The 12,660-nt window shown below is 57.1% G+C and carries 15 protein-coding genes and 1 tRNA gene; 13 read left to right on the forward strand and 3 right to left on the reverse strand.

Annotation, left to right across the window (positions count from 1 at the left end; translation table 11 throughout):
- Window positions 1-130: 130 nt before the first annotated feature.
- The 12 genes from TH5_RS06420 (at window position 131) to TH5_RS25970 (ending at window position 7,830) form a co-directional block, all read left to right on the forward strand.
- A tRNA-Thr gene (locus tag TH5_RS06420) sits at window positions 131-206 on the forward strand.
- 195 nt (window positions 207-401) lie between these two features.
- Window positions 402-2,213 (forward strand): hypothetical protein, encoded by a 1,812-nt coding sequence (locus TH5_RS25455; RefSeq protein ID WP_167443479.1) that lies wholly within the window; start codon window positions 402-404, stop codon window positions 2,211-2,213.
- A complete protein-coding gene (locus TH5_RS06435; protein ID WP_114121159.1) occupies window positions 2,213-2,779 on the forward strand; it encodes a hypothetical protein in 567 nt (188 codons plus the stop codon). Before TH5_RS25455 ends, TH5_RS06435 begins: the two co-directional genes overlap by 1 nt.
- A 260-nt stretch (window positions 2,780-3,039) precedes the next feature.
- On the forward strand, window positions 3,040-4,188 hold the full coding sequence (locus TH5_RS06440; RefSeq protein WP_114121160.1) for an RNA polymerase sigma factor: 1,149 nt from the start codon (window positions 3,040-3,042) through the stop codon (window positions 4,186-4,188).
- A gap of 227 nt (window positions 4,189-4,415) precedes the next feature.
- Window positions 4,416-4,739, forward strand: a complete 324-nt coding sequence (locus TH5_RS06445; RefSeq protein ID WP_062952013.1) for a RebB family R body protein — start codon at window positions 4,416-4,418, stop codon at window positions 4,737-4,739.
- 202 nt (window positions 4,740-4,941) lie between these two features.
- Entirely contained in the window at window positions 4,942-5,277 is a 336-nt protein-coding gene (locus tag TH5_RS06450) for a RebB family R body protein (RefSeq protein ID WP_062952012.1), read from the forward strand.
- 126 nt (window positions 5,278-5,403) lie between these two features.
- The gene (locus tag TH5_RS06455; protein WP_114121161.1) at window positions 5,404-5,703 is read left to right on the forward strand and encodes a RebB family R body protein; all 300 of its coding nucleotides are present in this window, start codon (window positions 5,404-5,406) and stop codon (window positions 5,701-5,703) included.
- Window positions 5,704-5,714: 11 nt separating this feature from the next.
- Window positions 5,715-5,960, forward strand: coding sequence for a RebB family R body protein (locus TH5_RS06460; RefSeq protein ID WP_062952010.1), 246 nt, complete (start codon window positions 5,715-5,717; stop codon window positions 5,958-5,960).
- A 238-nt stretch (window positions 5,961-6,198) separates the two neighbouring features.
- The gene (locus TH5_RS06470) at window positions 6,199-6,426 is read left to right on the forward strand and encodes a RebB family R body protein (protein ID WP_062952008.1); all 228 of its coding nucleotides are present in this window, start codon (window positions 6,199-6,201) and stop codon (window positions 6,424-6,426) included.
- Between the two features lie 90 nt (window positions 6,427-6,516).
- On the forward strand, window positions 6,517-6,840 hold the full coding sequence (locus tag TH5_RS06475; RefSeq protein WP_062952177.1) for a RebB family R body protein: 324 nt from the start codon (window positions 6,517-6,519) through the stop codon (window positions 6,838-6,840).
- Window positions 6,841-6,899: 59 nt separating this feature from the next.
- On the forward strand, window positions 6,900-7,157 hold the full coding sequence (locus TH5_RS06480) for a RebB family R body protein (RefSeq protein ID WP_062952007.1): 258 nt from the start codon (window positions 6,900-6,902) through the stop codon (window positions 7,155-7,157).
- An 88-nt stretch (window positions 7,158-7,245) separates the two neighbouring features.
- Window positions 7,246-7,830: a hypothetical protein gene (locus tag TH5_RS25970; RefSeq protein WP_244204837.1), complete on the forward strand. Its 585-nt coding sequence runs from the start codon at window positions 7,246-7,248 to the stop codon at window positions 7,828-7,830.
- Window positions 7,831-7,854: 24 nt separating this feature from the next.
- On the opposite strand, the gene TH5_RS06490 is transcribed toward TH5_RS25970, so the two are convergent.
- The 3 genes from TH5_RS06490 to TH5_RS06500 all read right to left on the reverse strand — a co-directional run bounded on the left by TH5_RS06490 (window position 7,855) and on the right by TH5_RS06500 (window position 11,606).
- A complete protein-coding gene (locus TH5_RS06490) occupies window positions 7,855-9,159 on the reverse strand; it encodes an adenylate/guanylate cyclase domain-containing protein (RefSeq protein WP_114121163.1) in 1,305 nt (434 codons plus the stop codon).
- Window positions 9,160-9,315: 156 nt separating this feature from the next.
- Window positions 9,316-10,884, reverse strand: a complete 1,569-nt coding sequence (locus TH5_RS06495) for an ATP-binding protein (RefSeq protein ID WP_114121164.1) — start codon at window positions 10,882-10,884, stop codon at window positions 9,316-9,318.
- Entirely contained in the window at window positions 10,881-11,606 is a 726-nt protein-coding gene (locus TH5_RS06500; protein ID WP_062959560.1) for a response regulator, read from the reverse strand. Before TH5_RS06500 ends, TH5_RS06495 begins: the two co-directional genes overlap by 4 nt.
- A gap of 210 nt (window positions 11,607-11,816) precedes the next feature.
- Here TH5_RS06500 and TH5_RS06505 point away from each other — a divergent pair, with 210 nt between their 5' ends.
- Window positions 11,817-12,467, forward strand: a complete 651-nt coding sequence (locus TH5_RS06505; RefSeq protein ID WP_114121165.1) for a hypothetical protein — start codon at window positions 11,817-11,819, stop codon at window positions 12,465-12,467.
- Window positions 12,468-12,660: the final 193 nt, after the last annotated feature.

Genomic DNA, 12,660 nt, shown 5'->3' on the forward strand with positions numbered 1-12,660 from the left:
GTTTTGGTCGATCTTCCGGCTGCCTTGCACAATCTCCCGGATACAGTTGGGGATGGATAATAAAAAGAACAATAAAGCACTTGCCAACCGGGGGGATTATCCGTATTTTCCGCGCCACAAAATGAATCGTGCTGATGTAGCTCAGCTGGTAGAGCGGCGCATTCGTAATGCGTAGGTCGTAGGTTCAAATCCTATCATCAGCACCACTATAACCCCGTCGGGCGAACAGCCCTGCGGGGTTTTTTGTTGCCTTTCCCGCGCGCGATTTGACGTTTTTTGTCACAACCTCCGGTGCTCCCCGTCCTTTTGCAAGTGAACCGTCGCAATCCTTGTGAAATCCGGTTCGGCGCAGGCATGCACCTTCCGCAGCGTTTCGCAAGTGCAACCAGGGGATTGTCAGCATGACCGACAAAGACCAACAGCCCAACAGCACTGCAAATGACCCGGCCACCTCCGCAACCGGCAACCGCCCCAAAAGCCCAGCTGTCGATAACTGGCCCTGGGCGCATGTGCTCGGTTTCGACACAGCCAGTGAATGGGGGCTTGATGCCGTTATTCCCCGTCCGTCATCGACGTCCCCGGCGCCCGATCCGTCCAACACCGCAGCTAGCAGTGACAATCCCGGTCCGCTTGACGGGCTATCAGGCCATACGCCGCTTCAGGGCCAGAACCTGATCGAATATGCCATGCAGAAAATCGAACAGGCCCTGGGGCAGCCGATGCAGGCGGTACCGCCCCTGTCATCCTATGGCTATGACGAATACGGCAACCTGACCACGACGGCAGGCACAGCTTCGCCGGCTCCGACATCTGCTTCTACGGCGCCCCCCGCGGCAGAAAACGCGGCACCGAACACACCCACTGCCACAGCAACGAACGACGCACCAACGGATACAGATCGCAGCGTCAGTGATCTGGCGAGTGAAGAACTGTCGAGAGGTTTTATACCCTCCGACGATACGACTGTCGCACCAGCCTCCCCGACACCCGGCATGTCCGGTGTCTCCGGCCAGCAATCCTATCGCGTCGATCTGATCCGGGATAACGGCCGCACAACGCGGCTTGAAGGCATCGTAACTTATGGCGATCTGTATCGTCCGCTTTTGCCCGAACTTTCCGGCAATGCACAGAATGCCGATATATCCGACTGGTCGATCACGCTTGATCAATTGCCCAATCCCGGTCCCAGCGGCAGCGACACGGATGCCATCGTCACCGCACGGCTTGATGCCGCTGAAATTCCGGCAGACATCCGGCAATGGGCACTGTCGGTCGGGCCGCAAAATATCAACACCGCGCGGCTGGCGCTGAATATCCCTGCTACCCTGCCATCCCTGACACGCGCCAGCATCATCGGCGGCTTGCCGTCCAGCGAATGGCACATGGTCGCGGCAACACTTTCCTCGGGCGGAGGAAGTGCAGATACCGGCACCCCGATACCGGACACTGCCGAACCCGTCGCTCCGGCAAGTCTTGGCATGGATCAGCAGCTTGGCAGCCCCGATAGTACGCAGGAACCCTACATCGCAACCCTGCGCATCACATCGGCGATCACCAGCACCCCGGCGTCGATCCCGGTACAGCTGCAATATACCGGCACCCTGCCAAGCCCGATCCTGCAGGGCGATGTACCCCTCACGACGGAAACCAGCCTCTCACTTCGCATGCAGGTCATCGCACCGACCGATGGCAAGTCGGGCGCAACCCTTGTCGCACTGATCCTGCGCGGTGCGGCGTCAGGCTTTTCGGTCACCGCACAGCTGCGCGGCGATCAGAAAATCTCGACCCCGACCGCGATGCTCGGTTGTGTCGATCCGGGCCAGGATACCGAATGCCGTGCCGAAAGCATGATCGCCAATGCGACCTCCAGCCTGCAAACCAGTCTGATCAGTATCACCGATGCCCCCGATGATGACGGGCTCGCCGCCTATGGCTTCGTCCTGCCCGCCCCGTCGGGCGACGACGACACCGGCAACACCGTCCAGGCAGCAAAACCCGCCAAAGCGGATGATCCGACGCCGACACCCCCAGCAAAAGGCAAGGGCAAGACAGCGTCCCCAGACACCACCACCACGACGGTCACGGACGACACCGACAGCACGAAGAATGCTGCCGACACTGCAGGTGCCGGTGACACCGGTGACACCGGTGACACCGGTGACACCGGCGACACCGGTGGCACCACCGAAAACCCGGACAAGGGAGCCTCCTGATGACAAGCGGCCCAAACTTTCCCGGCGTCGAAACAGCAAGCAGCAAAAAGGATGCGGTGAAAAAGGCCTTCAATCAGGAATATCAGGCAACCATGAAGGCAATGGCAAATGCCGCTGATCGCGCCCGCACCCAAATTCTTGATCAAAAGCTCGCCGCAGCCAACCATTCCACGTCAACACAGGATGCCAAGGCAGCGGTCACCCAATCCCCGTCATCCGGTCAAAGTCCGGTCAAATCAGGCGGCGCAACGGGTAGCACGGCCCCGTCCGATCCCGGCGCGATGGTCATGATCGAAATCGCTAATGAACTGCGCCGAATCATCGTCGCGGAAATCGACATGCGCATGAACCATCTCGCCAAACAGGTCGAAGAGGCAATTGCAAGCTCGCTTCCCGCCACGCCAGAGGATGCGACATCGTCGCCGGTCGAAACCTTTGATCAGGCCGCGATCGGTGCCACCGCTGACACCACCGCAAAGCCTGATACCTCTGCCACGCCCCCGGCCCAATCGGAACCAACATTGCCCGAAAACTCCCCGGATCCCCAACCACCGGAAAAAGAATGATTCGGTATTTTGCCGGAGGTTGCAAAGCACCTCTCCGACACGCCACCAGAAGACGGTGAATACCACCCCGACGGGAATGCAGATAAAGCGAATAAAAAACAATAACTTGAAAGAAAAGTGATGCAATTTTCCACCTCAAAAGCATAACAACTTTAAATTGCATTTTTCTTTTTATTCACAATTCAAACTGCGCACCGTCATAATAATCGCGAGAGACCTAAACAGCCTTTGGTTGTAATCTTTCTGAGGAGGGGCCCGAAGTGCAGTACGAAAAAAATAGCGAACCGGGACGATCGGAATTATCGGAGAACGAAATCACGTTCGCCAAATCACTAGACGATGCCTTGGAAAGGGCGCTAGGGACAGGAGACAATGTAACATCCATCTGGTCGCACCTCAAAGACGAGCAACGCGCCAGACTGGCAGCGGACTACCTGGCCGCACTTGACAACAACTCTCTTAAAAGTTGCAATTTCGAGAACACGACCCAACCAGAACACACCCCGCAGGAACCGCAGGCCGCTACAGAGCCCCCCGCCATTCCCCGCGGATATCCGGCAAATTTCAATCCTTTGGCCGGATTACCAGGGCTGGAGCCGTCATCCAACGGACCGAGCCCGACCGATATCATCGCAGGCAGTCTCGGCAACTTTGGCGGCATGCCCGGCATGAACGGACTTGCCGGATTAAACGGTCTGGCCGCCCCCGGCCACCCGATAAACCAGATGCAGCGATCCTTGCAGGATGCAATGTCGCTGCTGGGCGATCTTGGTTTCGAACAACCCGCCCCTTGCCAGCCACTTGGCATGCCACAATCTTCCCCTGCCCATGCAAGATCATGGCAATCCGATCCATTCGACGACGAAGACGCCCCCGGCATGGAACCGGCGGCCCCCAATTTCTGGCCGCTCTGGATGGATCAGCAGGACAGCCTTCTGAAACAGTGCTTGAAACTGATGTCGGGCAATATGGACGATGCGCAGGACGCGCTGTCCGAAGCCATGCTCAAGGCATCGGTAAAGTTCGAAGATTCCATGGACGAAATTCGCAATCACCGTGCATGGCTGTCACGGATCGTACATAATGCCTGCATCGATCTGCACCGTCAGAACCGACGCAAGGCGGAATACAAGGAAGAGAACCACGGCACCGCGGATGCCGCACTCCCGCCGATTTCAGGTCGCAATGAACCCAGCCCCGAGGAATCCTTTCTCGCGACCGAAATGTTCGACCATCTTGAACGCGCCTTACGCGCCCTTCCCGAAAAATTGCGCAAGCCGCTTCTGATGCGATGTGTCGAAGACCGCAGCTATGACGATATCGCTGACAATCTCGGACTAAGCAATTGCGCCGTTCGCAAACGCGTCCAGCTTGCCCGCGATCATCTGCGCGGTGCTGGTATTCAGTAAACAGCACCATGATCCGCAATCCGGGCAGAAGGGCAAATGCCTTTCTGCCCGTTTTAAGACCGGCCTGAAAATTTCAGGCCTTCAAGAGACTTATCAAAGCCTTTTGCTGGCAAAAAAATTCACCCGTCCCGTCACAAGCCCGAATTGCCAGCGTCGATAGGATGAATTCGGGACGGAGAAACCCCGTCAGGATTTCCACCGCAAGCAGCATACGAAGGAGTTTTGAAATGGCGATTCCGACCCCGGTAAACGGTCAAATCACCGATGCCGTCACCCAGGCAAACGTCAAGGTGCTCGGTGATGCCCCTGCTATGGCCATGGGCTCTATCTTCCAGTCTCTGGCACATTCCACGGGCATTCTCTATGAAAATGCCGTCAGCGCCCAGCAGCAGCTTGGTATTGCATCCCAGGCCGCCACCAACCAGGGCGTCATCCAGATCTATTCGGTCGACACCATGGCCGATGCCGTCGCGACCTCGAAAATCGCGCAAAGCGATGTCCCCGATAACATGCTTTCGCTTCTGACCACGCTTCAGGCCGTCAAAAGCTAAGCCGCTTCCTCGAAGACCTCCCCGATTGGGCGGCCCGTTTTCCGACCGGCCGCCCAATATCGTTTCCCGGTAATTCTGCCCGCAGTTTTTGGCGGTTTGGCGTCACAAAGCCCCATCGTCCCCGTCAAATGACTGATCGCCGCGCACAACGCGGAACGGGCCGGTTTCCGGCATATTTTTCCAGGCAACCAGGAGACAGATTATGGCTGATAATACCCCGGTCAATGGCATGATTACCGATGCAGTGACCCAGGCCAATGTCAAAGTACTGGGCGATGCACCGGCCATGGCCATGGGCTCGCTGTTTCAGTCGCTGGCACATTCCCACGGCATTCTCTATGAAAACGCCGTCAGCACCCAGCAGCAGGTCGGCATCTCGTCGCAGGCTGCAACCAACCAGGGCGTCATTCAGGTCTATTCCGTCGACACCATGGCTGGTGCCGTCGCAACGCAGAAAATCGCCACCAGCGACGTTCCGGACAACATGCTTGCATTGCTGTCCGCCCTGAAGGCAACCACCGGCACCGCAGTGTCGTAATCCTTCATTGGTTTCGCCGCCCGAACCGGCCCGGCATGCAAAAGCTTGCCGGGCTTTTTTTGCGTCACAAATTCTGTCCTTCACCGTCATTGCGATGTAATCCACGCGCCAGCCAAGGAGACCGTGATGGCACCGGCAAAAACCGCCCCGTCCGACACCAATCCCGACGCAACCAAAATCGCCGACGCGATGATCAACTTGCAGGATGAGGTATCCCACCAGATCAGTGATGCTGTCAGTCTGGTCAATGTTGGCACCATCGGCATCGGCCCGGCTTACGCCACCCTGCAGGCCATGCTGGCCCAGTCACAGGCGCAGGGTGTTCTGATGGCCAACATGGTTTCCGGTCAGCGGCAGCTCTCGATGACCGGAATGGCGACCCTGACCAAAAGCATCGAACAGATGATGTCGCGTCCTAACCGATAAGGATCAAAACGATGAGCTCTCCGCGCGAAGTCGACGAACAGATCACCGATGGCGTGACCCAGACCAACACTACCGTCATCGGCACCGCGCCCGCCATGGGAACCATGCAGACCTACCTGTCGCAGGCACAGGCTCAGGGCGTGCTGTTTGCCAACATGGTAAACGAACAGCAGCAGCTTGCTGTGGCCAGCCTGGCAACCACCATGGAATGCGCCCGCAATACGCTGGCCATCGGAGACAAGGGCCCAAAGTCCTAAGGGGGGATGACAGCGGGACAGCAAAGCGCCCCCCCACCCTCAAGAGCGCACCGCCCCCCGCCCCCGCACCACCACCGGAAGATCCCGACAAGCATGTCGAGCTGACCGACGAGGAACTCAAACGTCAGCAGGAAGAATACGAAAAACAGAGACAAGCCCAGCAATAGGAACATTTTAACCGGCGCGCCGGTTCTGATCGTGCCTGCGGGCACCCCATCCAAGGCAAAGGCATGATGTCATGAGCGATATCGTCAATCCGCAAATCACCGATGCCGTGACACAGACCAACGTCAAGGTGCTGGGCGAAAGTCCTGCACAGGCGGTATCGATCGCCCTGCAATCGCATTCCCATGCAACGGGTTTGGCCATGGAAAACGCCACCCTGACACAGGGAAACATGCAACAGGTCGCCAATACCGCAACTTCGAAACTGGTGGCAATGATCACCGCCCAGGCCGGTGGCTAAGGAACGCCCCGTCCGGGAATTTTGTCACAAAGATCAATCATCTGCGTCAAAACGGGTACGGTCATCGTGACCGCCAAATCGGAGGAAGAAATGGCTATTCCAACCCCAGTGAACGGTCAGATCACAGATGCGGTGACCCAGACATCGGTCAGCGTTCTCGGCTCGGCCCCGGCGAACGCCATGGGCATGATCTATCAAAGTGCCGCCCACTCGACATCAATCCTGTTCCAGAATGCCATTCAGGCCCAGCAACAGGCTTCCATGTGCTCTCAGGCTGCCACCAATATGGGTGTCATGCAACTTTACTCGGTCAATACCATGGCCGGGGCACAGGCAACCGCCAAGATGTCGCGATCGGACAACAGCAATACACTTCTGACCCTTTTGGTCATTTTGGCAGCAACTCGCCGTTAGGCAGAATTCGGATGTCACGCGCCGTGCGTGTTATCCGGACATTTCAGTGAGGGCGTGACATGGCAGACAACACCCCGGTTAATTCCCAGATTACGGACGCGGTCACACAGACCAACGTCAAGGTACTGGGCGAAGCTCCGGCACAGGCAATGGGGCTCGTGTATCAGACGATGGCACATTCCATCAGTCTTTCGATGCAGAACGCCATGCAAACCCAGGGCGGCCTGCAACAGATTGGCAACGCTGTAACTTCCAGCGCGTGTCGCATGATCCTCGACAGCACCGGTGGCGGCATGGGTGGTGGCGGCAAAACCTGACGCCCCAAAAACCTCATCTTTTCCCGAAGTGCCCGGCAAGTTTGCGCCCTGAATCTGAAAATGCCCCGTTAACGCAATGAGGCCCGTCATGGCAGATGATACCGATCCCAACGCGTCCAATACGGCTGATAGCAGCACCCCGCCCGCAGCCGGTGCGGACAGTTCGACGGATAACTCGACAGACGGCTCACCGGGCAGTCCGACAGCAAGCCCCTCTTCGGATGGGGCGTCGAGCTCAGGATCCTCTGGGGCATCGGGTGAATCTTCCGACAGCCCGTCTGCGACCAACAATCCCCCGTCGGGTGGTGGCGGCACCAGTTCACCCCCACTTAGCACCGCCCTTAATCCGCAAATCGTCCAGGCGGTCGGCACGACAAATCATGCCGTACTGAACGGTGCTGGTCCGGGCGCAAACGGGATTGCCTATCAAAAGGTCGCACAGGCCGCCGCCTATGCCGTGCAGGACAGCACCGACTACATGCGAAATATCATGTCAATGGCATCGGCCACCACCGGTGTGGCCCTGCAAAAAATGCTGGTGGAAAAGACCACTGATCCCTACGCCGATATCATCAAGGCAGCGACACAGGCCGTCACCGACGCCCAGCAGACATTTACCAGCGTCGGCACCGCTTCAAGCAGCGTGGTCAAGGATTTCGACAGTATGGCGTAAACTTTGGCTTACGCCCAAAGGAAATCACCCGGCCTGCATCAACTGGATGCGCTCACAGGCTTCCTTGAAGTCGGGCGCAAACAGTTTCAGACTCAAACCTGTTCCCTGAAGCTCGAATGCACCCATTTCCTCTGTCGGACAGGAAATGAATTTTGCTACCTGATGGCTGACCAGAACCCGCTTGTTAAGCTGCTTGGTCAGTTGCTCAATCCGGGCGGCCTCGTTGGCCGCCTGCCCGATCACGGTAAAGTCGACACGATCAGGCACGCCGACATTGCCGTAAATCACATCACCGACATGCATGCCAAGGCCGTAATCAAAAGCGGGTAAACCGCTTTCTTCGCGCTGACTGTTCAATTGATCAATATTGATCTGTGCTTCGGCCGCGGCATAAACTGCCGCCGTACAGGCCTGCTCCAGATCCTGTTCATCCTCACGGATCGGGAAAATCGCCAATGTAGCATCCCCGATATAGCGCAAAACCTGCCCGCCATGTTTCAGTACCGCACCGGCAGTGGCGGCAAAGAAATCGTTCATTTCACCCAGAAAAGCATCATCGCCGACACTGGCGGCAACCGATGTCGAATTGCGCATGTCCGAAAACCATATCACTGCACGCGTTTTGGTACTGTCACCCAGTTTGATCTGCCCATCACGCACCCGCTGCCCGGCATCCGACCCCAGATAGGTCTGAAGAATGGTTTTGGTTTCTTCATGCATGATCCGCATCTTGCACGACACGGCAAAACGGCGCTGGATCGCCGACAGGATCGCCAAATCCTCGTCGGTAAAGCCACTCGGGCGGCGCGTCATATAGGTCATGAAGATACGGTTCGTACCAAGCGTGCTGTCACGATCCGTAGTGAACGGCGTCATCAACGCCAGATAATCCGTCCCGCCGGATTTGCGGAAAGTCTGCAAAACATTGAAATCAAGGATCGCCCCCGGCCCGATCAGATGTCGGCGCATGAATGTGACATCGTTGTCCGACATCCACTTCATCGGACTTTCAAGCCAGTCGGGGTTCTTTTCGCGCACATCAAGATGCAACGACCGTTCAACCCGCCCCTGATCCTTCGACCAGATATAGGAAACCCCTTCATACAGCGGATGCAGGGTCTTGAAACCGACCATGACGCGTTCGATCGGAATGCCCGCCGCGACAAGTCGCGAAACCATGCCTTCAACAATCGCGTCAATATCGGTATCTTCCAGCGCACGTTCCATCAGCCAGTCATTGACCGCCCGCACAAAACCGCCGCCTGACAGGGCACTGTTCGTCCCCGGCAGCGATGTAACATTGTTCGTGGGTTTCGCGTTCTCCGACATGACGGGCTCCGTCCAATTCTTACGCTAATATGACACCGCATAAATGGGACAGGCTTGCGATTTCGCAATCGCAAAATCGCAAAAACTGCTCTGACCGGTATTATTCCTGACAAAATCGGGGCAAGCCAGCGAAACCTTGCTACCTGCGACAAAGAATTAATGGGCAATCGGCGGCAGATAAATCCGGGCCAAAAGCCCACCAGACGGCGCATCTTCAAGATAAATTTCGCCGCCATGGGCCCGGATGGCGGTGCGGGCAATCGCAAGTCCAAGCCCGATACCGCCCGTTTCACGATTGCGCGAGGATTCAAGCCGGAAGAACGGCTCGAACACCTGATCGCGCTGATCGGACGGGATACCCGGCCCGTCGTCGCTGACTTCAATCCATATGCCACCATCATCGGCGGGCTTTAGCAACACTTCGACCTGATCGCCAAATGTCAGGGCATTTGAAATCAGATTGCCAAGGGCGCGCTTGATCGAAAGCGGACGGCACGGATAAACACGCGGCTCGCCATCACCAAGGAACCGGATCGGGCGACCGGTTTCAGCCAGATCCTCGACCGCAGCCTCTATCAGGGCGGCAATATCAATCTTGCGGGTCGCTTCGTTGGCCGTTTCCTCGCGGGCAAAGGTCATTGCCGCTTCGACCATCTGTTCCATTTCATTTAGCGTTTCGATGATCCGCGACCGGTTTTCCGGATCCTCGACAAATTCCGCCCGCAGGCGAAGGGACGTGATCGGGGTGCGCAAATCGTGCGAAATTGCCGCCAGCATCCGGGTGCGATCCTCGACAAAGCGCTTCAGCCTTGCGGTCATACGGTTAAATGCCTTCGCCGCACGGCGGATTTCAATCGGACCGTTTTCCGGAACCGGTTCGGGATAATCACCGCGCCCTACCCGGTCGGCTGCCTGCGCCAGAACCGCCCAGGATCGCGTCATGCGGCGCGCCAGGAAGAACGCGATAAGCCCGATCAGGATCGCGGAAATCGTAATACGCAGGATATTTTGCAACACCACGCGCGGCGGCGGGGCAACTCCGTTAATTCGCGCCTCCAACCAGACAACAGGTTTTGCCGCGCCGGGTGCCGATGCTGCCGCCCCTGCACCGTCAGCACCACCATCTGTCGTTACCCCCACCGGGAAAATCGGAACGCTGATCTGCATTAACGGTGCGGCGACACAATCCAGATGATCAAAGAAGCGCGGGCCGACATGACCTTGGCGATAATATCCATTTTCCTTGCGCCAATCCTTGCCGCGATCCTTGTCATCATCATCGTCATCATGATGTTTCTTGCGGTTCTTTTTCTCCCGCTCCTCGACCGCGTGACAGTCATCTTCCGACAGGATATGCACACGCGCTGGCACCGCCGGCCCGTCCAAGGCCTGATTAAGCCGTTCGCTTAGCGTATAACTGATATCTGACATCGGCAGGCTGTTATCGGGATTATCAACCAGACGCATTATGCTTTGCGGCGACTGGCCGACTTTCAAAACATCGCGCCAGTTCTCCGATGGCGTTGCCGCCAGAATGCGCGAAATCGCAGCGACCCGCGCCAATGCCCCGCCGCGCCGTTCGCTCAGCAATGCGTCGCGACGCTCCTCCGCCAAAAGCAGTCCCAGCACAACGTGGGTCAGGACCACGGCACCAAGGATCAGCAAAACCAGTTGCCCGACCAGCGTCTGCGGCCACAAACGGGAAATGAAACTGCGCCGTTTCATTTCTTCACCACATCGCAGGTAAACATATATCCTCCGCCCCAGACGGTTTTGATCAGGGTCGGGTTTTTCGGATCAGGCTCGATCTTCTTGCGCAGTCGACTGACCTGGTTATCGATGCTGCGGTCAAACGGAATGGCCTCTCGCCCCTTGGTCAGGTCAAGCAACTGGTCACGGTTAAGCACCATATTGTGGTGATCTACAAAGGCACATAGCAGGGCAAATTCCCCCGCACTCAAAGGCACCACAACATCGTTCTCGTCACGCAATTCATGCCGCGTACGATCCAGTATCCAGCGATCAAAACTGATTTCGCCCCCGGCCTTCTGTCCGCGCCGCCCGCTTGGTAGACTTTGCGCCCGCCGAAGCACGGCCTTGATCCGTGCGAGTAATTCACGCGGATTGAATGGTTTGGCCAGATAATCATCGGCCCCCATTTCAAGACCTATGATCCGGTCGGTTTCCTCGCCCAAGGCGGTCAGCATTACAACCGGCACATCATAATTCTCGCGCAACCACCGGCACAGGCTAAGCCCGTCTTCGCCAGGCATCATCAGATCCAGCACGATCAGGTCGGGCAAAACATTTTCGCCCATCAGCTTGCGCAACTCGCGCCCGTCGGACGCCAGCGTCACGCGATATTCGTGCTGGCGCAAATAGCGCCCCAGCAGATCGCGAATATCGCGATGGTCATCAACGACAAGAATATGGGCCGGATCACTCATTAAGCTGTGCCTGTGTTTTCGATAATCTCTGATCACAGCTTATCGCGCCGAATGCCCCATCAAAAACAGCAATTTGTATCAGATTGTCGCAAAAACCCGTTTTGGTAGACATTGCGACCATTTCCCCGGTTTACCGGGATCATTTCGCGACAAATCAGCGTCATAAAGGGCTCAGCCAAACAAAACGTCCCCCAACGAAAAGAGGCCCCTATGACCCGTAACAGCAAACTTAAAATCGCATCCCTTCTGATCGCCACCAGCATTGTCGCAACCCCGTTTGCCACCGCCCTTGCATCGGGTGGCGATCATCGCCCCTGGCAAATGAATGACGATGATCGTGGCGACGGTCCGAAATTCGGCAACCATGGCGGTGACCATCACAAGGGCATGTATGGCAAACACGGCATGCGCCGCAGCACCCCGCTGACCATTGACGAGGCCCGCATTCTGGTCGATGCGATGCTGCTGCGCCGTAGCGCGACCGATCTTAAATCCGGCAATGTTAAACTTGTCGATAATGATGCCGTAATCGAAGTGACCCTGCTAAATGCCAATGGTGATGTCGTTGATACCGTAACGTTCGACGCCAAATCGGGTCGCCCTGATCGTGGCGAAATGCGTGACATGCATCGCATGATGCCCAAGCCCGACCGTGAAGACCGCTTTGACCGTCGCTTCACCACTGAACAGATGACCCTTCTGGCCAATGCCATGGTGATCCGGTTTGGCGGCGGTGAACTGACACTCGGCGAAATCAAGGAAACACCGCGTGGCACCTATATCGCGACCGTCACCAACAAAGCCGGCGATATCGTGCGCGAAATGGAACTCAGCCGTGTAACCGGCCGCCCGATCAGCTAACCGCGACCGACCCGAATGGTCTGAAAGCTTCCCTGAAGTTCCTTCGATCCAACTCCCTTTGTCCGGGTCATTCCCCCACCCAACCGATAGCCCGGACGACACTGGCGCCCCAACATTCCCCCGGGGGCGCCACTTTTTTGAGGCATCTGTCGATCACATAACCGGTCAGGTTCATTCTCTCCCCGGTTTCACA

Source organism: Thalassospira xianhensis MCCC 1A02616, from assembly GCF_003326475.1.
Lineage (GTDB): Bacteria > Pseudomonadota > Alphaproteobacteria > Rhodospirillales > Thalassospiraceae > Thalassospira > Thalassospira xianhensis.